17 protein-coding genes are annotated in these 22,536 nt (G+C 59.7%); 6 read left to right on the plus strand and 11 right to left on the minus strand.

The annotated features are described in order from the left end of the window. The 9 genes from PLJ71_00005 to bamD all read right to left on the minus strand — a co-directional run. On the minus strand, positions 1–4,370 hold a 4,370-nt coding region (locus PLJ71_00005; GenBank protein HQM47031.1), incomplete at its 3' end, for a protein kinase. Between the two features lie 647 nt (positions 4,371–5,017). Further along, positions 5,018–5,785, minus strand: a complete 768-nt coding sequence (locus PLJ71_00010) for an NAD-dependent deacylase (protein HQM47032.1) — start codon at positions 5,783–5,785, stop codon at positions 5,018–5,020. Between the two features lie 31 nt (positions 5,786–5,816). After that, positions 5,817–7,091, minus strand: a complete 1,275-nt coding sequence (serS, locus tag PLJ71_00015) for a serine--tRNA ligase (GenBank protein HQM47033.1) — start codon at positions 7,089–7,091, stop codon at positions 5,817–5,819. A gap of 69 nt (positions 7,092–7,160) precedes the next feature. Beyond that, complete coding sequence (locus PLJ71_00020; protein HQM47034.1) at positions 7,161–8,048, minus strand: ParB/RepB/Spo0J family partition protein; 888 nt, start codon at positions 8,046–8,048, stop codon at positions 7,161–7,163. Further along, complete coding sequence (locus PLJ71_00025) at positions 8,041–8,799, minus strand: AAA family ATPase (GenBank protein ID HQM47035.1); 759 nt, start codon at positions 8,797–8,799, stop codon at positions 8,041–8,043. The genes PLJ71_00020 and PLJ71_00025 overlap by 8 nt, the downstream gene beginning before the upstream one ends. Before the next feature lie 257 nt (positions 8,800–9,056). Then, positions 9,057–9,494 carry a DUF1569 domain-containing protein gene (locus PLJ71_00030; protein ID HQM47036.1) on the minus strand — a complete coding sequence of 146 codons (438 nt, stop codon included), beginning with the start codon at positions 9,492–9,494 and terminating at the stop codon, positions 9,057–9,059. Positions 9,495–9,565: 71 nt separating this feature from the next. Beyond that, positions 9,566–10,606: a DNA polymerase III subunit delta gene (gene holA / locus PLJ71_00035; protein ID HQM47037.1), complete on the minus strand. Its 1,041-nt coding sequence runs from the start codon at positions 10,604–10,606 to the stop codon at positions 9,566–9,568. Between the two features lie 3 nt (positions 10,607–10,609). Then, the gene (locus PLJ71_00040) at positions 10,610–11,173 is read right to left on the minus strand and encodes an LptE family protein (protein HQM47038.1); all 564 of its coding nucleotides are present in this window, start codon (positions 11,171–11,173) and stop codon (positions 10,610–10,612) included. After that, positions 11,170–12,150: an outer membrane protein assembly factor BamD gene (gene bamD, locus PLJ71_00045; GenBank protein HQM47039.1), complete on the minus strand. Its 981-nt coding sequence runs from the start codon at positions 12,148–12,150 to the stop codon at positions 11,170–11,172. The genes PLJ71_00040 and bamD overlap by 4 nt, the downstream gene beginning before the upstream one ends. 658 nt (positions 12,151–12,808) lie before the next feature. Between bamD and PLJ71_00050 the strand changes: the two genes are divergently transcribed. After that, positions 12,809–13,195, plus strand: coding sequence for a MazG nucleotide pyrophosphohydrolase domain-containing protein (locus PLJ71_00050; protein HQM47040.1), 387 nt, complete (start codon positions 12,809–12,811; stop codon positions 13,193–13,195). Positions 13,196–13,579: 384 nt separating this feature from the next. Then, complete coding sequence (dnaA, locus tag PLJ71_00055; protein HQM47041.1) at positions 13,580–14,965, plus strand: chromosomal replication initiator protein DnaA; 1,386 nt, start codon at positions 13,580–13,582, stop codon at positions 14,963–14,965. 69 nt (positions 14,966–15,034) lie between these two features. On the opposite strand, the gene PLJ71_00060 is transcribed toward dnaA, so the two are convergent. Further along, on the minus strand, positions 15,035–16,123 hold the full coding sequence (locus PLJ71_00060; GenBank protein HQM47042.1) for a hypothetical protein: 1,089 nt from the start codon (positions 16,121–16,123) through the stop codon (positions 15,035–15,037). Positions 16,124–16,245: 122 nt separating this feature from the next. Between PLJ71_00060 and PLJ71_00065 the strand changes: the two genes are divergently transcribed. After that, entirely contained in the window at positions 16,246–17,349 is a 1,104-nt protein-coding gene (locus PLJ71_00065; protein HQM47043.1) for a hypothetical protein, read from the plus strand. A gap of 159 nt (positions 17,350–17,508) precedes the next feature. Here the strand turns inward: PLJ71_00065 and PLJ71_00070 are convergent, their stop codons facing one another. Next, entirely contained in the window at positions 17,509–18,819 is a 1,311-nt protein-coding gene (locus PLJ71_00070) for a family 10 glycosylhydrolase (protein HQM47044.1), read from the minus strand. Between the two features lie 226 nt (positions 18,820–19,045). Between PLJ71_00070 and PLJ71_00075 the strand changes: the two genes are divergently transcribed. From PLJ71_00075 to PLJ71_00085, 3 genes are all read left to right on the plus strand, one after another. Beyond that, positions 19,046–19,348: a hypothetical protein gene (locus tag PLJ71_00075; GenBank protein ID HQM47045.1), complete on the plus strand. Its 303-nt coding sequence runs from the start codon at positions 19,046–19,048 to the stop codon at positions 19,346–19,348. Positions 19,349–19,633: 285 nt separating this feature from the next. Then, positions 19,634–21,049 carry a DUF4139 domain-containing protein gene (locus PLJ71_00080; GenBank protein ID HQM47046.1) on the plus strand — a complete coding sequence of 472 codons (1,416 nt, stop codon included), beginning with the start codon at positions 19,634–19,636 and terminating at the stop codon, positions 21,047–21,049. Positions 21,050–21,076: 27 nt separating this feature from the next. Continuing rightward, entirely contained in the window at positions 21,077–22,495 is a 1,419-nt protein-coding gene (locus tag PLJ71_00085; GenBank protein HQM47047.1) for a DUF4139 domain-containing protein, read from the plus strand. The last annotated feature ends 41 nt before the right edge of the window (positions 22,496–22,536 follow it).

A 22,536-nucleotide genomic window follows, 5' to 3' on the forward strand; every position in this document is an offset into this window, starting at 1 on the left:
AGATGAATCTCCTGAAACTCGCCGCGCTCGATAATGACAGCCAGACTTAAGGTTCTGTTCTCCGCGAGGGCGGTGCGCGCCGCACCGAGGAAATCCTTGAGCTGGCGCCGGTTCTCAATCGCTCTATCGTTCACGCGCAAGATGTGATCCCCAACGGCGATCCCGGCGGCTTCATATATGCGCGCTCCCTGTGGCCCGTTCTCCGGAGGCGCCCACAAACCGTTGAAGACCTCCCGCGAAGGAACCGGTTCGCCCAGGCGGGCATTCATGTCCTGGTTAACCTGAAGCAGTTGCTCGATGCCTACCAGCAACACCCCGGCAAGGTATTCGACGCCCTCGCGAGCCGTCTCGCGGGGCAGGGTCACGGTACGCTCCGCAACAATCCGCGGATGAAACGCGAAGCGCACCTGGATAGGACTGCCTTCCCGCACGATCTCAAACTCCAACTGTGGCGATATGGTTTGGTTCTCGAGATACTCAGCCAACACCGCGCGCGCGGAAGGCGGCCCGTCGATAGAGTTACCGTTGATGCTTGTCACCCGGTCGCCGGCCAATAGACACAGCCGTTTCATCGCGTCGGCCATCGGGCCCTCGGCAATTGCCAGGCCCGCCTGGGACGATGGAGCGGGTTCGGGCTGGCCGAGCAGGCCAACCAGGCGTTCAAGGCGCTCTCGCGCGCGTTCCCCGGTCGTATGCACGATCGCGGCCCGCATTGCCAGGCGCTCTTGCTGCGGCCATCGCTCCCCGAGCCGCGAGGCTTTCGCGGCGGCGTAACGTTCCCGCAGCGTGCTTCCCGGGGTTGCGTTCAACTGTTCCATGCGCCATGGTCCCGCGAAATGGGCGGTCACGCGGCCGTCCCAACCCGCGGCCAGCATGCTTCGCGAATCCTGCAGGAATTGCGCGTCAAGAAACGGATGATCGCCGCTCGCCAAGGTCACCAACTCATCGCCCGTGCCCGTTTCCCATATGCGTACCGTCTCATCATACGATGCGGTCAGAATGCGGGCGCCATCAGGGCTGAACCGTGCCGATATCACTTCGTCACCATGACCAACGAGTTGATACGACGGTTCGCCACTCTCGACATCCCAGCATACTACCGAGCCGTCGTTAGACGCGGACAGCAGATGCGAGCCATCCCCATCGAACGCCACGTCGTTTACGCAGCCCGCGTGTTTGGCCAGGACATGAAGCTCGGCGCCGGTTTTCGCGTCCCACAGACGAACCGTATTGTCGTTGGCTCCCGTGGCGAGCAAGGTTCCATCGGGCGAGAACGCCACGCAGAGCAGCCGGTCCGTGTGGCCACGAAGCACCCATTGCTCCTTGCCCGAGCGCGCTTCCCAAACGCGCGCTGTCCCATCTCGCCCTCCTGTAACGATGGTGTCGCCGGTGGGGCTGAATGCGATTGCCAGAACGCGTCCGCGGTGCCCGAAATAATGCGAGACTGTTTCGCCGGCGCCTGTATCAAGCACGAATACGCTGAATTCGTCCAAGGGAGCGGCGAGGAGAGAGCCGTCAGCGTTGAAGGCCGCCGATGCCGGCCCGAAGTGCGAAAAACATCGATGGGAAATCTGCGGGACCAGCTCGCGGCCATCATACAGGGCGAGGCCGCAGTCTTGGGTCGCAATAGCGATACGATTTCCGTCTCCGCTGACGACAACCTTGTGGACTGGCCCCGTTTGCTCGAGCAGAATACGCTGCGTGAGCGATCTCCGGGCATCCCATACTCGAGCGGTATTGTCTCTCGCGGCCGTGATTATGCGCTGGCTATCCGGGCTGAACGCCGCGGCCGCCACCCCCGCTTCATGCCCCGTAAAAGACGTGACCAGCGTAGCCCTGGCAATATCCCATACCGTCACCAGGCCCGCGTCGGATAGCAGAAGAACCATGCTTTGGTCCGGGCTGAATGCTCCGTTCTTGACTTCTTCCCCGTGGTTGAAAGAATTCACGAGACTTCCCGTTGCAACGTCATACAGGCGGCCGACGGCATCCGTTGCGGCTGCCAGCAGCAGCTGGTCATCGGGCGAAAAACACGTCCGCACAACATCGGCACTGCCCGGCTTGGTTCGGAATATCTCTTTGCCCGCCGAGATATCCCAAACGACCGCCGCGCCGTTGTCTACATAGCAGACACGAGACCCCGCCGCGCTGTAGACAGGAAATGCGCCCCGCATAATCTGCACCGGGGTGCGGCTGGCGGCGGGAGTCCACAGGTACAGTTGGCCCTTCTGGGTGGCGCTGATCAGCGTCGTGCCATCCGGGCTCGGGTGTACGCTCACGACTTCGCTGTCGTGACCTTCGAGGATGTCCAGTTGTGCTCCTGAACGGGCGTCCCAAATCCTCACGGTGCCGTCGTTCGAGCCCGTGACCAGGCGGTTGCCGCCAGCTTCGAACTGTGCCGACCTGACGGAAGCCGAGTGCCCTTTGAACACGACCTTCTCTTGCGCCGTGGCCGCGTCGAAAAGGCGCGCCGTCCCATCCCAGAGTTCCAGCACGATCGAGGATTCATCGGGGCTGAACCGGCCTCCATTTATGAGTGCGTAGGGCGTCTTGATCACCGTCAGGGGCGCGCCATCGGCAGCGTTCCAGATGCGCGCGGTTTTGTCTCCCGCGAGGGTCAGGATACGCGTTCCCGGTTTGTCGAACGTGGCCTGAAACACGATGCCCTCGTGTCCCCGGAGCGTGAACAGGTCCTGATTGCATTGTTCGAGAAGATTGCCCCACTCCCAGTCACGGCGCTGCTCCGAGATGGACCAGACAAGCTTGTTCGCGCCCGCGAAATTCCGCTGCCGCACGTAGGCCTGAAGAAGCCGTATCTGGGCCACATACGCGGTGTGTTCGGCTTCTTCTCTGGCTTTCTCTGCCCGGTCTTCCGCCACGATGGCCTTATCCCGTGCGTCCTCGGCGAGCATGCGTTGGATGCGTTCGCGGTTTCGCGCCTGGTAGATCTGGATGTAGGAGAACACGGCAAGAAAGAGAATGATGCCCGCCGCCGCTGCAACCACGTGCAGCACCGTCCGGTGTCTTGCGTAGTAGCGGCGCGCCAGTTCCCGGAGGCTGTACCGGTAAGTACGCACCAACGCCCCCGTCTGGAACCGTTTCACCTCCTCCGCAAGCGCCACCACGGATTCATAACGGTCGGAAGGCTTCTTTTGCAGGGCTTTCTCGCAGATGCTTACAAGCTCGGGGGGAGCATCGCGTTCTTTTTCGAGGACGGGCGGGACTTCTTGAAGGATAACCCTCCGCATGGTTTCGCTGGCGGTATCGGCTCGAAAAGGCGTGGTGCCCGTGAGAAGTTCATATAACACTACTCCCAGCGAGTACAGGTCGGACCGTTCGTCAATCTGCTCTACCAGTCCCTGAGCCTGCTCCGGAGGCATATACTCCGGCGTCCCCATGGCCTGCCCCGCCTTCGTCTCCGGAAGGGGAGTCTCCTTGCCCGCAAGCCGCTGGGGCATATCGCGAATCTGTTGTTCGAGGGGATCTTCCGGCTGCGACTTTACCTTGGCGAGTCCCCAGTCAAGCACCACCGTTTCGCCAAACTCACCGATCATGATATTCGACGGTTTGATGTCGCGATGCAGCACTCCCCGGCTGTGGGCATAGGCGACGGCTTCGCACAGGTCGACGAAATGGGGGAGAAGGGCCAGGCGTTCGTCCAGCGTACTGCATGCGCGTAAGGCCCGGGCAAGCGAGCGGCCCCGCACGAGCTTCATCGTGTAATACAAATTGCCATTCGGGCGCCGCCCGATTTCGTATACGGGCACGATCGAAGGGTGCTCGAGCCCGGCGGTAACGCGCCCCTCTTGCAGAAAGCGCGCCGCAACCGCGGCCATGTACCGCACGGGGGTCTTCTCGGGCAGTATCATGCTTGTCTCGCTCGTGGGCAGAAGCTCCTTGAGCGCAACATCCCGCCCCATTTTCAAATCGTGGGCCAGCAAGATACGCCCCATCCCTCCCCGGCCATACTCGGACGTCTTCGTATAACGCCCCGGGATTTCTTCTATGGGCTCCATTTCGCCCCACAGCGAGAACGAAAAAGGGGCATCCTTCATCGGGGTGGTGGTGCGGCCGCGCGGGGTAGAAAGCGTTCGGGCAGGGTCCAGGGACCTCCATAGGGCCTCCTCGCCCCCGAGCGAGTCGAGTGCGGCGCCAGCATCGCCGCCGTGGGCCTGCGCAGCCGCCTCGGCCATGCGCCGAATGAGTTCGGCCTCTTCCGCGGACACCGCGCCCGCATCAGCCAGTCTCGCGGGCAGCGAGACCGAACTGTCCTCCGAAGCGCCTCCCAATGCCTCAAGCAGGTCCGCCCGTGAAAGACGCTTGAGGTGCAAAGCGAGGAGGGCGCAAAGTGCATTCCAGGCCCCAGCCATGATACCCCTCCCTATCCGAGCCCCGCGCGCTGACCCTAATCTACCCTACTACCTCTACAAACGCAACAAGAAGTTGGCCTGTCTCCATGCGCGGCCGGCCCGCTCACCTTTAACTTATTGAAATAAAAGCACTTAGGCTACATCGCCCATGTTTCGCGCAGAAAAGTCTATTCATCTAGTTCGCGTTCGGCGTTCTCAGCGCTGCGCCGCTGGTGGCGTTGAAACAGGTTCGAGGCACAGCAGAAAAAGAGTGATGAGGGCATCTCCGGGCGCTGATACTCGACGGGCTGCAGAAATCCCGGTCGGGCAGCAGCGAGTAATCCGGAAACGGGATCGCGTTGGTGTTTTACAAAAGACCAAGCGCGATCGGGCTGGTTCTTATTTCACCGAAATCGTGAGACCCAATGACGGCGCTGTCCATCTCAACGGGCGCGTGAATCAGGATGACCGCTCGCTTCATCGTCAAAGCCTCCACGCCCTTAGCGGGTCCCGGCATCCTCAGTAAAAGAAGCTCAGTCGGCTCTCAAAGAACAGAAACCGTGTTGCCTCCGCCTTTTCACTCTATACCGCATCCCCTCTTTCGTACACAGCGGCACGGACAACGATCGAATGGGGCCATCCCTGCGCTGGTGCGTGGACGGCGCATGTTACCTGGCGGAATCCGCCCCATCCGCGTCGAGTCCCAGTGCCTGGGCAAGCTTGGGTAACGTCTCCCCGGCTCGCCCCTGCAGGAAGACGTCGGTAATGGTCTCTGTAAAACTGGTATGTTCGATATTCGCCTCGATGATACGGGCGCCGTGACGTTTCGCGATGTAGGGCAGGTCCGCCGCAGGATACACCTGGGCCGAAGTACCGACAATCAGCACTGCGTTGCACTTCTCGCCCCATTCCGCAGACGCGCGCAAGGCATCCCCGGGGATCAATTCGCCAAACATGACGATGTCGGGTTTCATGAGTCCGTAACACACATGGCAACGCGGGGGAGCTGCGCCCGCCGCCAGCATATCAAGAGGACGCGTGTTGCCGCAGTCCATGCAGAACAGGTTCCGGGCGCTCCCATGATACTCGATAACCGTCTTGCTGCCAGCCGCCTGGTGGAGAGCGTCGATGTTCTGGGTAACGATTGCCTTCAGAAACCCGTGCTGTTCGAGGGCCGCCAAGGCAAAATGCGCGCGGTTGGGCTTGCACCCCGCAAAATCGCGGGCGAGTTCCTGCCAGAAACGCCACACTTTGGCCGGATTCTTGAGGTACGCTTCGATCGTGGCGTATTGCTCGGGAGGGTACTTGGCCCAGATCCCCCCGGGACTGCGGAAGTCAGGGATCCCGCTCTCGACCGATATGCCCGCGCCTGTTACTGCAATGGAGCATTCGGATTCTGACAGAATGGCCGCGGCTTTTTCGTAAGGCACTTCCATGGCCGCCTCGCGTGTTGTGTTCTTGCGCAAATCAGGATATGGGAACGATGCGCTCCAGGCCGCCCATATAGCGGCGCAGAACCTCCGGCACAACCACCGTGCCGTCCGCCTGCTGGTAGTTCTCGAGAACCGCGATAAGGGTGCGTCCGACCGCCAGGCCCGAGCCGTTCAACGTGTGCACGAATTCGGGCTTCTTGCCGCGCCGTACGCGTATGTTCGCACGACGCGCCTGGAAATCGGTGCAGTTGGAGCACGAGCTGATCTCACGATAGCAGTTCTGCCCCGGCAGCCAGACCTCGAGATCGTAGGTTTTCGCCGAACAGAAGCCCATGTCGCCCGTGGACAGCGTCACCACCTGATACGGCAGGCCCAAACGCTGCAGGATGCTCTCCGCGTGGCCGGTCAGCTTTTCCAGTTCATCCCACGACGTCTCGGGCGCCGTGAACTTGTACAACTCGACCTTGTCGAACTGGTGCTGGCGCAACATCCCCCGCGTATCCTTGCCATAGGAACCCGCCTCGCTGCGAAAACAGGGCGTGTACGCAACACAGTTGACGGGCAGGACGGCCTCCTCGAGGATCTCGTCGCGGTACATGTTCGTCAGAGGCACTTCCGCCGTCGGGACGAGCCAGAGGTCGCGGCCCTCAACCGTAAAAGCCTCCTCCGCGAACTTCGGCAGTTGACCGGACCCTTCCATGGTCTCCCCGGATACGAGAAACGGCGGAAGGTATTCCGTATACCCATGCTCCTGCGTGTGGGTGTCCATCATGAAGTTGATGAGCGCTCGTTCGAGTTGCGACCCGGCCCCCCGCAAGAGCGAAAAGCGGGCGCCCGAGATCTTGCCGGCCCGCTCGAGATCGAGAATGCCGAGCGCCGTGCCCAGTTCGACATGATCTTTCGCCGCGAAACCGAATTGCGCCGGCTGGCCCCACCTCCGTTCGACGCGGTTCGCCGATTCGTCAGGCCCTGCCGGCACGCTCTCATGAGGCACGTTAGGAATCACCAGCAAGTGCCGGCGAACGGCCTCGTCCGCTTCGCGAGCCTTCTCCTGGAGGATCTTGGCCTTCCGGCTGACTTCGCGCATGGCCGCAATGGCTTCCGACGCATCTTCCTTCGTCTTTTTCTTCTTCGCGATTTCATCCGAGGCCCTGTTTTGCTCGGCCCGCAGCTGTTCGGCCTCGTAAATCAGTTCCCGGCGCGCCGCATCGGCCTCGAGCACAGCGTCCAGATCAATGCCCGCGTTGCGATTCGCCAACGCGGTCTTCAGCAGCGCCGTGTCCTCGCGTATGAACTTTATGTCAAGCATCTCGGAATCCTCTTTTCTGGAATACGTGTCTATACCGGAAAAATGCAGACGTGCACCACGGTTCGCCGCCTACCGGATACTTCGGATCAATCCCAGGAGCCGATCGAGTTCGTCCAGGTTGAAATACTCGATCTCGATCTTGCCCTTGGTATCGCCGCTGGCCCTCAGAGCGACCTTCGTGCCCAGTTTGCGGCGCAGCTCGTCTTCGATGGCCGCCACATTGGGGTCTTTCGGAGCCTTGGGCTTCGGAGCCGCCCCCTCATGCGACGCCATCTTCTCGACTTGGCGCACCGAAAGGCCCTGGCCCACGATCTTCCGGCAGGCTGCGATCTGTTTCTGCGGCGATTCAATCGCAAGCAGCGCCCGGGCATGGCCCATGGCGATACCGCCGTCGGCAACGCGCGCCTGCACCACCTCGGGAAGGTTAAGCAACCGCAGCGTATTCGTCACCGTTGCCCGTTTCTTGCCCACCTGGTCCGCCAGTTCTTCCTGCGTCCAGTGAAATTCCTCGATAAGCTGCTTGTATCCCCGCGCCAGCTCGATCGGATTGAGGTCCTCGCGCTGGATGTTCTCAATCAACCCCAGCTTGAGCATGTCGGCGTCCGACACCTCACGGCACACCGCGGGAATAGTCTCGAGATCCGCCATCACGGCCGCGCGCACGCGCCGCTCGCCGCTCACCAGCTCGTAGGCGTCTCCCGCCTTGCGGACGATTACCGGCTCTTGCATGCCGTCGCGCCGGAGCGAGACGCTCAACTCCTCCAAAGACTCCTCATCGAAACGCATGCGGGGTTGTTTCGGGTTGGGCTTCAGCTCTCGAGGGTCCAGCATAAGAAGCCGCGGACCGGCCCCGTCGTCCGGATGCATATCGAGCGCCGACGAGGGGAAGCCGCCTCCCGAATTGCTCGAAATCAGGGCGCCCAGCCCCCTGCCCAGGCCTTTCTTCTTTCTAGCCACGCGATACCACCTCTCGTGCCAGGGCCAGATAGGCCCGCGCGCCCACGGATTTCAAATCGTAAAAGATCACGGGTTTGCCGAAGCTCGGCGCCTCGCTCAACGTCACATTTCGCGGGATCACCGTCTGATATACCCGGTCGCCCAAATGCGCGCGCACGTCTTCGACCACCTGATTGGACAGATTCGTATGTTGGTACATGGTAAGCAACACGCCGTGCAGCTTCAATCGCGGGTTGAGATTGTCCCGGATGAGCTTTACGGTCTGAAGCAGTTCGCTCAGACCCTCGAGAGCGTAGTATTCGCACTGCAACGTAATGAGAACGCTGTCCGCTGCGCTGAGACCGTTCACCGTCAACAAGCTCAACGACGGCGGGCAGTCCACGAATACGTATTCGTATTCGTCTCGAATGGGCTGTAAAACGTTTCGCAGGCGATATTCGCGCTGCTCCGCGCCGACCAATTCCACTTCCGCCCCCACCAGTTCCTTGTTGGCGGGTATCAGGTGCAGATTGTCCATCAAGGTCTTCTGGCGAAGGTCCCGCACGAATTCGCCGTTGACCATCGCGTCATAGATAGTGCCGTTGAGCGTGCTCTTGTCAATGCCAAGGCCGCTGGTCGCGTTTCCCTGCGGATCGAGATCGATAAGGAGCACTTTCTTGCCTGCCGCGGCCATGCAGGCGGAGAGATTGATGGCCGTGGTGGTCTTGCCCACGCCGCCCTTTTGATTCGCAATGGCGATTATTCGAGCCATGCGGCCCTGCTCCACGTTACGGTCCTCTTATCCATCCAATCCCTGCCCGGGGTGCGTTCGTCGGCGGATGCCCGCGTCTGCAACCAAAGACCGCGGGCCAGTGCCACGCGCCAACATAGCGCCGCCTTCCCGCGCTATCTATTTGCACCCGAATGGCTTATGACAACGCAGCCGCGCCGGAACACGCCCCCCAAGGAACCGTATGATACGGGCGGGCCCTGCCGTAAGTCAATTTGGACCGCGATAGAACGCGAGTTTCACACGCCAAACTGGCGAAGGTGGTGTTCGAAATGGACTACGTGGAGGCGCGCCCAGTCGTCCACGCCCAATTCGCCAAAATAGGTGTCAGGATACGGTTCCAGTTCGTCAGCCTGTACCAGATTAAGATATTCTTCGAGCACGGCGTGGAGGGTCTCGAGGTCGCCGTTCGGCATCTCGCCACGTCCGGGTGCCGTGATGTTTTTGGGGATGCGCAACCATCCGTGCAGGATCAGCGGCCCAATGATATTGCGTGAAACCCACGTGCTCTGGTTCACGGGCGGGCCCCCCCGGCCCATCGAATAGCGCAGAGAATCGGTCAAATGCGCGAACAGCTGGTCCCGTGTCAGGCGCCCCCATCGGGGTTTGGCCTCGCGAGAAATACTTCCCAGACGCTCGAGAATCTCATCGGCGAAATCATGATCGAATGGACGCATACCATCCCTCGCCCCCTTTCAGGAGCTCATCGTCTTCCGCGGCCGGGTCTTGAGGCGCGCCGGCTCGATGCCTATCGCCCCGCGGCCTGCGGCGCGCCTGCGCGGCGCTGGGCCGGCGCCGCAAGTTTGATCACCAGAAGTTCAAGGGCCAACGCGCGATCCACATGGGTGCTGCGAAGCAGAATCTCGGCGTCCATGCACAGGTTGAAGGCATCCCGCACCTTTTCCGGGCCGAGCTTCCGTGCGAGAGGGCCGACTTTGCGCGCAACGTACGAGCTCATGCGGGCAAGACCCGGGGTTTGCGAGGCTACCGCATGTGCGCTCTTCAACAACCAGTTCAACGAACCCATGATCTGGAATTCGTTCATCCCCAGGTCAAGCAGTTCCCGCAACGCCCGCACGGCCTCATGGGTGTCCGACGCCGCAATCGCATCTGTCAACGTCCAGATTTGCTCTTCGGCTACGTCCGAACACGCGGTTTCCACGTCCCCGGCTTGAATGACAGGGTTCGCGCCGACGTAGTCGCAGACTACGTGAAGCGCGTTGTACACATCTCCCAGCCGTGTGCCTGCGCGGTCGATCAACGCATCGACCGCCTCCGGCGAAAGACGCTTCTGCCGGGTCCTGGCTTCTTCGTTGATCCAGATACCCACATCGTTCCTGCTCAGTTTCGGACACGACACAACACCCCCCGCCGCATCACAGGCCCTGTAGAACTTCGAACGCCTGTCCATCGTGTCCGCAACAAGCAACAGCAGCGTTGATGGGCACGGATTTCCAAGATATGCCAGAAGCGGGCCACTGGTGGATTCGGAAAGATGGTAACGTTCCGCACGGCGGACAACGACGATTCGGCGTTCTGACAGGAAGGGCAACGTTTCTGCCACCGAAACAATCTCGGCAGGGTCGGCCTCATCCGCGAAATACGCGTTATAGGCCATGTCTTTCAGGCTCGGATCAACATACAACGCAACCACGCGCTCGATGGCGCGCTCAGCCAGCAGCGGTTCGTAAGAGGCTTCACGGGCGCCTTGCGCCTTATGTGGGCAGAACAACGTCACTGGCCCCGGCGGCGCGCTCTCGATACGGCGAAGGAATTCCTGGACGTCCACGGCTCACCACGGCTCGATGGTGCGCAGGAAGATGTCGGAAGCCAGCTGTTCCAACGCTTCGGCCACACCGCGGTTCTCTTCTTCCGAAGGAAACGAACGCACCGTCGGGAGAAAAAACTCCGCATTGCCCCGGAGACGGTCCGAAGACTGTCCCGCCGCTCGAGTGTAAAACGTTGTTTCTCCGACCAGCTGGCCGTCTTCCCAAAGGACCTCGCCCGTCTTGGAGTCCGTCAGACGGGCGCCTGCCGTGACAAAACACAGGAACTGAGTCACTTCGTCGTCGCGGTCGTAGGTGAGCCCTTTCCGGCTGTAATCCAGAATGACGCCCTCGAGAATGAGGTCGGCCCTGTCGAGCGAGGTAACCTCGAGCCGCGAGTCCGCCATGAACTTGCGGATAACGGCATTCGTAAGCGGCGCCTGAAGGTCGTATTCCTTGCTGAGGTTCTTGAACGCGGGCACGGCGATCGTCTGATACCGCTCGTCAAGCGTGCTTCGGGTCGAGTAGCCGCATCCTGCCGCGCAGCCCGCCACAATAATGCATGCCAATACTCCCGTCTTGGCGCTCATTGCTGCGCTGCCGGTTCGCCTTGAACCGTCTTGTCAAGCCAATCCTTGGCATCAGTTGCTGCCGCCGTATCGGGAAACTGCTCGACGACAGCCTCGTAGTAGATGCGGGCCGCATCAAACCGGCGGCGTTTCTCATAGAACCGCGCGGTGAGGAGACGCTGCCGGGCTATCTTCTCGCGCATTTCCTCCCGCTTCTCATCCAGCCCCTGGGTACGTTCATCCTCGGGGAAGCGCGACTTGAATTCGTCAATCGCTTCGATAGCCAGGCGGCTGCGCGTTTGATCATAGGCAGGAGACAGGCTGGCCTCGTAGTAGCACATCGCCAGCCCGTAGCTGGCGTCGTCCACCCAATCGGAACCCGCATAGTCCTCGAGCACGCGCTGATATTCGTAAGCCGCTTCCACATATTCATCGCGGGTAAAATGGCACAGTCCAACCTTGTATTGCGCTTCTGCCGCGGCTTCCTGGAACGGCTGATTGTCGATCACCATCGAATAGATCTGAATGGCTTTCTTGAACGGGCGGCTTCGGAAGAGCGTCCATCGTTTACCCATTCGCTTCTCGCCCAATGCATAGAACTTGTCACCAATCTCGTACTGCTTCTTGATAACCGTATCGTACAGGTCGGTGTCCGGGTAATTCGTGATCACCTGCTGAAACTCGTTGGCGGCATCCAGATAATCGCCTTGCCGCATGTTGATCTCGCCCCGCAAGAACTGATTGTCGTCCGCCCATTCCGAATCCAGATAGTACTTGTCAAACTTGTTGGTTTCGCGAATGGCGCGCTTGTATTCGCCCTGTTCCATCAGCGAACGGGCCGCTTCGACCTGAAGCTGTGCCGTAGGTTGCGGGAGATTCTTCTCGTTGATCCACCGTCCTGTGGCCGGATTCCACACCCACGCATCCGAGGCGCCCGCCGCCAGGAATAGGGCGGCTGCAACAAGCACACCGCATCTCCGGATCAAAACATCGCTCACGTTAAGTCCTCCGCGACCGTCCGATCGTTCTCAAAACGAAAACTCAGCGCCCCAACATCTCAGGCCCGGCCGAATACCCATACCCTCACCCAAATATCTTACCAATCACTTGCAAATACTACCAATCGGGGTGCCCGAACGCAAGGAATCATATTGCCACAATATTCCTGTAATCCGGCGCGTTCCCTCCCCGAATAGCCGGGTGCGCACTGCCAAGACCGGTTATAGCGCCGCGCGGCTCGTGTGACCCGATGCCTGGTCTTCTTCAGCGCCAACGGCGCCCCACATGCCAGCCGCGCCCGAAGGGCCGGGAAGACGGCTGAAGGGAGGGCCGAAGGCTTGAACGGGCACGTTTCACGCCTTTGGCCCGGTAACGCATCACGTACGCGCCGGTCTTATCCCACCCGATGGGTGTCTCGAGATCCCGGCTTGAACCCCGAATGCCACCGCACTCAGGATGTTCATGCGTTTGCCGCGTGCCTGTGCCTCGTTGCGGCCCCGCTTTCCGCATGTTATAGTTCCCCCGTCTCCGTGATTTCGCAGGGCGCGCTAACGGGGCTTTTCGGTGCGGCGCCTCGCGCGAATGCCGCATTTTCAACGGTTCTTACGCTGCGGGCGGTCCGTCTCGAGTACTGGCGTGCCCGCATGGGAAACGCAATTGAGCGACCAGCCACAATCTGCAAACGATCCAATCGGTGCCGCATGGGATATCCAGATGCATGCTGCTCGCATGGGATTCGACTGGCCCGAAATCAGCCCGGTATTCGAGAAAATCCACGAGGAAATCGGAGAGATAAAGGCCGCCCTTTCCGAACAAAGACCAGACCATGCACGGCGCGAACTGGGCGATCTGCTCTTTGCCGTGGTGAATCTCTCGAGGTTCCTCAATGCCGACCCAGGCCGCGAACTGACTCACGCCAGCCAGCGGTTTCTCGAGCGCTTCGCAAAAATGAAAAAAGAACTCGAACGTGCTGGCCGTGCAATCGAGGACTGTTCTCTCGAAGAAATGGACCAAGCGTGGAATCGCGTGAAGGCCGCCGAATAAGGCGCTTTATTTCACGCTTGACTTTTGCCGCGATTTGTTGCAAACTCGGAGACTCATCGATCGCATTTTGGCCTTTATTTATGGGGCTGTGGAGCGATTGTGGAAAACTTGTGGATAACATCGAAATGAGTGGGTTGAGACTGCGTGTCGGCTAAACCAAACGCCTCGCCTAAGTCCGGCTGCGGACTCATTTTCGATGTTGAAGTTGTAGATCCTATACTCCGAAATTGGGGCAAGACCAACTGCGCGGGAGGAGCCTCTGGGGACGTCCGGCACAGACTGCCAGCAATGTCTTGTCCTGGGTGAAGCCGCGTGCACGCCAGTATCCCGTACGGGATGCGCAAGGGGGTAAAGGGAATGATTGTTTGTAATCCAGGAGGGGTAATGGCGCCGCAGGAATCGAATCCATGGGAACTCGCTCAGGAACGTCTCAAGAAAATCCTTGATGATCACAGCTACAAGAATTGGTTCTCACAGACACAATTCGAGTCCTGCGATGAGGGTTGCATTGTCGTGGGCGTCCCCAGCCAGTTCTTTGCAGACTGGTTGAAAGACCACTACATGGACGCCATCAGCAATACCCTGCGGGCGCTCATGCCTGACTTTGCGGAAGTGCGGTTCGTCTCCATGTCGGAGACGCCGCGAGACTCCGTCGAGCAATCCGCGTCTCCTCCCAAGCGAGAGGGCGGCGCGCGCCCGGATCCGGTTGAAACGCCTGGGCGGCCTGCTCCGCGCGCCGGAGCGTTCAATCCCCGCTACACCTTCGAACGGTTCGTCGTGGGAGCGGACAACCGATTTGCCCACGCCGCGGCCAAAGCGGTCGCCGAACGCCCGGCACGGGCCTATAACCCCCTGTTCCTGTATGGCGGCACCGGTTTGGGCAAGACCCATCTGATGCAAGCCATCGGGCACGAGCTTCTCAAGCGCGACCCGCGGACTTTAGTAACCTTCATTTCTTCCGAGGATTTTACGAACCAGCTTATCGAGAGTATCGCAAAGAAATCGACCGTTCGATTCAGGGCTAAATACCGCAAGGCCGATGTGCTCCTTATCGACGATATCCACTTCATCGCGCGCAAAGAAGCTACCCAGGAAGAGTTCTTCCACACGTTCAACGCTCTGTACGACATGCACAAGCAGATCGTCATATCGAGCGACCGCCCGCCCAAGGAAATCCCCGGACTCGAGGAACGCCTTGTCTCACGGTTTGAATGGGGCCTTGTCACCGATATCCAGCCGCCCGATCTCGAGACACGCGTGGCAATTCTTCAAAACAAGGCCGCGGAAGAAAAGTCCACGGTCGCCCCGGATGTGCTCCGCTATATCGCGACATGCGTTACCTCGAATATCCGGGAACTCGAAGGCGCACTCATTACCGTATTGGCGTATAGCCGTCTGACCGAACAGCCTATTTCACTTCCTATCACCGAAGAGGTCCTCCGCGATCTTATCGGGCGGGACAAGATCCAGCCCATTACCGTTGAAGCCGTTCAACGCGCCGTGGCCGAATACTTCGATGTGCGCATCGCGGATTTGCGCGGCCGCAGCCGGCAACGTAAGGTGGCGTATCCGCGGCAAGTCGCTATGTACATGTGCAAAGAACTCATACCCAGCCTTTCCCTGAACGAGGTGGGCGAGGATTTCGGAGGAAAAGACCACACCACAGTCCTGTACGCATGCCAGAAACTCGCGGAAGAGAAGAATACCAATAAAGACACACGGGACCTGCTCTTGAGGCTCGAAAAACGGGTCCGCTCAATGACCTCCTGATACACAACGCCTTACCGCATCCGCGTTTGACCGCCTGCTCGTTCGGAGAAGGCGGTTCTTTTCTGTCTCTCACCGCTGTTTCGCGTTCCTCATGACGCCCCACATGCGCAATGAATGTTCGCGCGCCAGGTCTTCGGAGATGTCCTGCGGTTCTGCCATGATTTGACGAGCGATGATGGCGCCCGATTCCTCAATCAGCGGCAACACATCGGCATTGATGGCATCATCCGTTTCGCCGGGCTGGCACTTGAAAAGGAACCAGCGCTCTGTATGGCACGCGGTGCCCCCGTTCGCCGCAAGCGCCACAAGCGGGCCCAGGCTCTCGATTTCCAACATGCCCTTAGCTGTGTACGCCTCAAAATTGCACCCGAAATCCGGGTACTCTTTGTCTGCATCCAGCGGGAACCGCTTCATGAATAGCTCACCGTTCAGGCTGTAGGCCGCCCATCCCGGCGCGTTCTTTACCCCGATCTTCTGCGAGCCTTCGACCGCATCGTCCTGCCGCAACTGGATATACCGCTTGCCCCAGGTCCAGCGCGGGTCGCTCATGTCCGTGTAATGCCACAGCACCACCGGCCGCGCAGGCAAGAGCTTTTCCTCGTGGGAAATGTAAGGCTCTTGCGGCACAATCAGCCGGCCGCCCGGCGCCATCACAGTCAGCGCCCACGGCGCAAACGTCACATCCCACGGATTCTCATTCTTCAGCGTGTGTACAATCGTCACGGCATTGGCATCCGGTTCCATGGAGATGGCAAGTGATTTCTGAATGCCCGTTGTCTCTTCCACGGGCTGCACCAGCGTCAGAATGCCTCCTGTCACAGCCGCTGCCACGGGACCATTGTCCGGGGCATATGTTCGAGGTTTCTCCTCGGGCGCATGCCACAAGCGGTGACCGCCGTAGATGCGCCATTCCTCGCCGCCGGTCTTCCCAAGCTGGTCCTCATATTCCTTCAACAGGTTCTGGCCTTCGACGAATCCAAAGCGCATGATTCGCGGGCCCACATCCGTTGTCACAACCGCTTCAATCTCACCATTGGTGATTCGGTAACAGTTCTGCCATCCACCGTAGACGGTCTTCTCGATAAACACTTCCGCCGCGTGCGACATCCCGCAGGCCAGCAGCGACAACCCTGACAGCACGAATAGCGCGCGATTCATGAGGCGTCTCCTTTCACGAAAATCCGGCCCCAAACCTTCAAGTTCCTCCGCATCCTGATTTTAGTTCCCTTCACACTCACTGTCGAATATACTCCTGCAACGGAAAACCATGGGGGAGAGGGATGACTGCCCGCGCTTCGGGATTCCAGACACGGCTCATGCCCATTGACGCGATACCCGACTGGGAGACGCGCATCGCCCGGCAGGACGCCTGCTGGGAACGCGAAATCCTTGACCGGCCTGTTGTTATCATGACTGTGCCGAAGAGCCCGGCGGAATGTTGTCCCCTTGCCGAACACAGCTACTCTTCGTTGCGCGACCGCTGGCTTGACACAGACCGGCTCGTGGAATCGGCCGTCGCAACTGTCCGAAATACCGAGTACCTGGGCGATGCGCTTCCCCTGGCATGGCCCAACCTGGGTCCGGAGGTCTTCAGCGCATTCTTCGGCTGCGAGATGGAATTTGGCGAGACCACAACGTGGGCCATTCCCTGCATTCACGACTGGGCAGAGGCCCCGACTTTCAGGTTCTCGCGAGAGAATGCATACTGGCGGAAACTCGAAGAGATGACCGGCGCGTTGCTTGATGCCGGCCAAGGGCTTTTCTATACCGGCCTTTCGGATATCCACACCGGCGGCGACGCCATCGCCGCTTTTCGCGACCCACAGCAACTCAATATCGATCTCCTTTTCCATCCGCAGGAAGTCCGCGAACTTCTGGCATACGTCAACCGCGTCTTTTTCGAGGTGCTCGACTCTTATTTCGCCAAGCTCACGGCCCGGTGCCAGCCCATTACCTCATGGCCGGGGATCGTATCATCAAAACGCTGGATGGTACCGTCGAACGATTTCTCGTGCATGATCTCGAAAGAGATGTTCGACGAATTCTTCCTTCCGGGCATCCGGGAAGAATGCCGTCACCTCGAAGCCTCTGTGTACCACCTCGACGGACCCGCTGCGCTCCGCCACCTTGACAGCTTGCTCGAAATCCCCGAACTCGACATGCTCCAATGGGTTTACGGGGCCGGCAACGGCCGGGCAAGCGACTGGGTCCCCGTGTACCAGCGATGCCAGGCGGCCAAGAAGGGCATCCAGCTGTTTATCGAGCCCGACGAGCTGCCCGTCATCATCGAGAACCTTCGCCCTTACGGTGTTTGGATGGGCGTGAGCGTCCCCGACCGCGATGCCGCCGAGGTCGTCCTCAAGACCGTCGAGAAATGGCGGTAACCCCGATTCCGGAGTTCAGGGACAAGCTTGCGGCGTGAATCAATGAAGCCAAAAACCGGGACTGGCCAGAATGGCGCCAACCCGGGCCATCAACGGAGGACAGGTCTTCTTGCCCGCCCATAAGAGCACCACGGACGGACACGCCCGCGCTCCCTTGCATTATTTGCCGCCAGGCTCGGTCTCCTGTGCATGCGCCCGCATGTACGCCTGCAATTCTTCCTTGTTCTCCCGCCCGTCGATGTAGTCGCCTTCCCAGAACAGAATCTGCCGTGCGCCCACCTGCTGTGCCACGCCGAAGTTCTGTTTGAAGTCCTCGACGTTGTCGGGGACCCATTCATACAGCCACACGTCCACCTTATTCCCGGTCTCCGCCTGCAGGGCCTTGTAGGCCAACTCCGCCGAGCCTCCCTCGAGGTAATAACCGGCCGCCACCGCTGCGTCGATCAGGCCTTCGCGCGCCCACGTTTCCACGTCCAGCAGCATCCCCCGCAGATTGCCGTCGATCTTATCCTGGAAACCCCGGTACCCCCACGGCTGCATCACCATGACGGCAATCGGGATGCTCGGCCGTTTGGCGGTCACGAGAGTCCTGACTCCGCGCATGAATTCGGTGTGCGGAAGAGCTCGATAACGCACCCAGCGTTCGTCGCTGTTAGGGATTTCGTGCGGGTCAATGCCGTACCGCTTCTTGAATCCCTCCACCAGCGGGGTTTCATATCCCCGGTCGGCCACGCCCTCCGCGTCATTCTGGGGGTTGTCGCGCACATCCCCCGTGCGGATCCAATCGAGGAAAACGCCGTCAACGCCGTAATTGGCGATAATCTCTTCCACGACGGCCAATTTGTATTGCATGACCTCGGGGTAGGCGAAGCTGTGCTGGCTGCGGTACAGCGTACCGTCCCGTTTGCGCCAGCGCGTGTCCGGGTGCTCTTTGCTGAAGCGGCTCTGAATCCCCCAGCCGTGGTCGTCCTCGTTGATCGATATCCAGGCATGGATCTCGAGGCCAATCTCGTGCCCGTAACGCACAGCTTCGGCCAGCGTGTCGAACGTGCCGTAGTCGTACCGTTCCAGCTTGGCCAGCAATGCTGCGCGGTCGGCTTCGCTCATTCCGCCCGTATACTTCGCATGCATTGCCTTGTCCTCTGCCGAAACGGGATGCCAGAAATTGTCTTCATCCCATTTGCCCTGCGCATTCAATAAAGCGCTCTTGTAAAGCGACCGGCCGCCATCCAACACCCGCCAGTAAACGCGATTCCACCCCGACGCTTTGCACATGTCGAGCATGTGGCGTACGCCGTCCGGTCCCCATGCAACTCCATCCCGCAACATCCAGTCGGAATGGGTCACCGGCGCGCTCAGGATGAGTTTTTCCGAGGGTTCGGCCGGCGATTCTCCGGCGCCCGCACCGGGCCAGGCAATTGCCGTGAGCAGAAGCAGTGCCACGATAGAACACACAGGCGATGTTTTCATCACGATCCCCCATTCTTGAATGTCGCGACCTGCTGGTTTCCAAACGAAACAGCCCTTTCCACCAACTGCACCAGCATAGCGTTGGTCCCCAGCCACGTCAAAACTCGAGATTTGTATGCAGGCTATCCATCCATTCGGCCGGCGTTCGGGGCGGCCGCATGCACACATGCCCACAGGGCGTTTTGAAATAGAAAAAGAACAGTGATATAAAATGATAAATAGTGTTATGTATAGAGATAGATATACTAAAATAGCAACACTTTTCTCTCTCCTGCCGGTCATGGTCTTGTCCGGGCTTTGGGTGGGCGCCTGTCTTGCATCACACCGCTGCGCCAGGCAGGAACAGGCCGAGATCGACGCCAAGCGCGCTGAAATGGAAAAGCGAATGCGGCTGCGGGATGAGGCCTACGCGGCGTATGGCCAACTGAAGACCCTTGACGAGATGACCACGGAGGATTGGGAGAACCTGCTGCGGACCCTGGCCCCCGCCGCAACCTGCGAGCAGCTCGACGCCATCGGTCATATGTGATTGGCAACTTCCTCCGTACGTAGCGGCGGATGCGTGCGCTTCTACCGTCTCTGCACCGCCCGAGGGCAGTATTTGGGAGTTCGCCAACGACCATCTTGCACCCCACTAGACGGCAACTACCTGTCAGGCAATGAGTTAAGACAAGACCCACCGCTTCCGTCCTGGTGGCAGGATGCCTGCGTATTCCGAACCTTCCGTGTAAGATAGTGTCATAATCAGCAGGAACAAGATCGGTAGGGTTTCTGTAACCGTGAATCCCAACAAAGGGGTACGAAGGAGGGTCCGATGAGGAAGTCACTGTTGCTCGCCGCCGCGCTTACTTTGGTTGCAAGCTCTTTCGCCCAGGAGCCGGCCATGCAGGCGGCACAAACCGACGTGAACCAGCAAACGGACATCGCGGTGACCGCCTACAACAGCGGGATCGCTCTTGTGCGCGACGTCCGCAAACTCGACCTGCCTCAAGGCGAGGTCGAACTCAAGTTCATGGATGTGGCCCAACAGATCCGGCCCGAGACCGTGGGCCTGCGTTCGCTTGCCCAGGCCGGCTCGGTCGTCATCCTCGAACAGAATTACGAATACGACCTGATCAGCCCCCAGAAGCTTATGGAAAAGTATGTCGGCAAAGAGGTCAAACTCATCAATTTCAGCACCGAAATCGGGTTCTACGAGAAGGCCGCTGAACTTCTGAGCATCAACGAGGGTCCGGTCTTCCGCATCGAGGACCAGATATTCCTCGGCCATCCCGGCAACGTCGTCGTGCCTGAGATCCCCGACAATCTCATCGCGAAGCCGTCCCTCATTTGGCAAGTCAGAAACAATCTCGGCGCGCAGGAGCTGGAAGCCACTTATATCACGGGCGGCATCTCCTGGAAGGCCGACTACGTGCTGACCCTCGCGAAAACCGACAAGTCCCTCGATATCTCGGGTTGGGTCACCATGGACAACCAGTCCGGCGCAACCTACGAGAACGCCCGCCTTAAGCTCGTCGCCGGCGACGTCAACATTGCCCCGCCGCGGGTCGCGGCGAAAGGAATGATTGTGGAAGCGGCCGTCATGTCGGCGCCAGCGCCCATGCCCCGGGAAGAGTCCTTTGCCGAGTACCACCTCTACACCATCCCCCGGCGCACCACCATCAAGCAGAACCAGTCCAAGCAGGTCGCCTTACTGAGCGGCTCGGGCGTGCAGTGCGAGAAAATATATGAGTTCCGCGGCATGGTTGACTTCTATAGCAACCGGTTCCCGCCCATGAAGGACCAGCACGTCGACGTCTTCCTCAAGTTCCAGAACAAGGAAGAGAACAGCCTCGGCATTCCCATCCCCGCGGGCATCATGCGGATTTACCAGGAGGACAGCGAAGGCATGCTCCAGTTCGCAGGCGAGGACCGCGTCGACCACACGCCCAAAGACGAAGAAATCCGCCTGCGCATGGGGAAGGCGTTCGACGTCGTCGCCGACCGTATCCAGAAGGATTACAGTGTTATTTCCGATAACGTCCACGAGGCCGAATTCGAGATCGTCGTCCGCAACCACAAAGAACAGGACGTGGTGGTCGATATCGTCGAGCCTATGCCCGCCGACTGGAATATCTTAAGCAAATCCCATGAGTTCGTGAAGAAAGACGCGCATACCGCCGTGTTCGGCGTTCCCGTGCCCAAAGACGGCGAGGCTACCGTGACCTATCGCGTACGGGTACGCTACTGAAAACCAGGGCGCCCTTGAAGGAGCACGATGATGAAGAAAACCCTTGTCAGCTTGGCGATCCTGCTCGCAGCGGCCGGCTCAGGCTACAGCGCTGGGATGCAGGCTGTCCAAACCGGCGTAAACCAGCAGACTGACATCGCGGTCACCGCGTACAACAACGGCATCGCACTGGTGCGCGACGTCCGCGAACTCGACCTGCCCCAGGGCGAAGTCGAACTCCGGTTCATGGACGTGGCCCAGCAGATTCGCCCTGAGACCGTGGGCCTGCGTTCGCTCGCGCAATCCGGCTCAGTGGTCATTCTCGAGCAGAACTATGAATATGACCTCATCAGCCCCCAGAAACTCATGGAAAAGTACGTCGGCAAAGAGGTCAAACTCATCAATTTCAGCAACGAGCTTGGATTTGACGAAAAGAGCGCCGAACTCCTCAGCATGAACGAGGGGCCGGTCTACCGAATCGAAGGCCAGATATTTCTGGGACACCCCGGCAACGTCGTCGTGCCGGAAATCCCTGACAATCTCATTGCGAAGCCGTCACTCATCTGGCAGTTGAAGAACGACCTCGGCGCGCAGCAGTTGGAGGCCACGTATATCACCAACGGCATCTCGTGGAGGGCCGATTACGTGCTTACCCTCGCGAAGAACGACAAGTCGCTCGATGTCTCCGGGTGGGTCACGATGGATAACCAGTCCGGCGCGGCATACAACAACGCCCGCCTGAAACTGGTCGCCGGCGACATTAACGTTGTGCAAGCACGGCTCAGCCGCAGGGAGAGAAGCGCCGGTGGCCGGGTCCTGGCCGAAGGCGCCGAAGAGATGCCCCGGGAAGAGGCCTTCGCGGAGTACCATCTCTACACTATCCCCCGGCGCACCACCATCAAGCAGAACCAGTCCAAACAGGTCGCCTTGCTCAGCGGCTCGGGAGTCGAATGCCAGAAAATCTACGAATTCCGCGGCATGGTCGAGTTCTACAGCAACCGGTTCCCTGCCATGAAGGACCAGCACGTCGACGTGTTCCTCAAGTTCAAGAACGAGGAGGCCAATGGGCTCGGAATCCCTATTCCGGCGGGTATCATGCGAATCTACCAGGAGGACAGCGAGGGCATGCTCCAGTTCGCGGGCGAGGATCGTATCGACCACACGCCCAAGGACGAAGAAATCCGCCTGCGCATGGGGAAAGCCTTTGATGTAGTCGCCGACCGCATCCAGAAGGATTACAAGAAGGTCTCCGATCGCGTTCACGAGGCCGAATTCGAGATCATCGTCCGCAACCACAAGGAACAGGACGTCGTAGTCGATATCGTCGAGCCTATGCCCGCCGACTGGAGCGTCTTGTCCAAATCCCACGATTTCGTGAAGAAAGACGCGCATACGGCCGTGTTCAGCGTTCCCGTGCCCAAAGACGGCGAGGCGACCGTGACCTATCGTGTCCGGGTGCAATACTGACGAGCAGAGAAACCGCGGCCGGGGCGCTCCGTGCAGTGCCC

The organism is Candidatus Hydrogenedentota bacterium (assembly GCA_035416745.1).
Classification (GTDB): Bacteria; Hydrogenedentota; Hydrogenedentia; order Hydrogenedentales; family SLHB01; genus UBA2224.

Coding starts and splice junctions, on each gene's coding strand:
- PLJ71_00010 (HQM47032.1), bottom strand. CDS start 5,785: ATGGAAGTGCCTTACGAAAAAGCCGCGGCCATTCTGTCAGAATCCGAA.
- serS (HQM47033.1), bottom strand. CDS start 7,091: ATGCTTGACATAAAGTTCATACGCGAGGACACGGCGCTGCTGAAGACC.
- PLJ71_00025 (HQM47035.1), bottom strand. CDS start 8,799: ATGGCTCGAATAATCGCCATTGCGAATCAAAAGGGCGGCGTGGGCAAG.
- PLJ71_00030 (HQM47036.1), bottom strand. CDS start 9,494: ATGCGTCCATTCGATCATGATTTCGCCGATGAGATTCTCGAGCGTCTG.
- PLJ71_00040 (HQM47038.1), bottom strand. CDS start 11,173: ATGAGCGCCAAGACGGGAGTATTGGCATGCATTATTGTGGCGGGCTGC.
- dnaA (HQM47041.1), top strand. CDS start 13,580: ATGGCGCCGCAGGAATCGAATCCATGGGAACTCGCTCAGGAACGTCTC.
- PLJ71_00060 (HQM47042.1), bottom strand. CDS start 16,123: ATGAATCGCGCGCTATTCGTGCTGTCAGGGTTGTCGCTGCTGGCCTGC.
- PLJ71_00065 (HQM47043.1), top strand. CDS start 16,246: ATGACTGCCCGCGCTTCGGGATTCCAGACACGGCTCATGCCCATTGAC.
- PLJ71_00070 (HQM47044.1), bottom strand. CDS start 18,819: ATGAAAACATCGCCTGTGTGTTCTATCGTGGCACTGCTTCTGCTCACG.
- PLJ71_00075 (HQM47045.1), top strand. CDS start 19,046: ATGTATAGAGATAGATATACTAAAATAGCAACACTTTTCTCTCTCCTG.
- PLJ71_00080 (HQM47046.1), top strand. CDS start 19,634: ATGAGGAAGTCACTGTTGCTCGCCGCCGCGCTTACTTTGGTTGCAAGC.
- PLJ71_00085 (HQM47047.1), top strand. CDS start 21,077: ATGATGAAGAAAACCCTTGTCAGCTTGGCGATCCTGCTCGCAGCGGCC.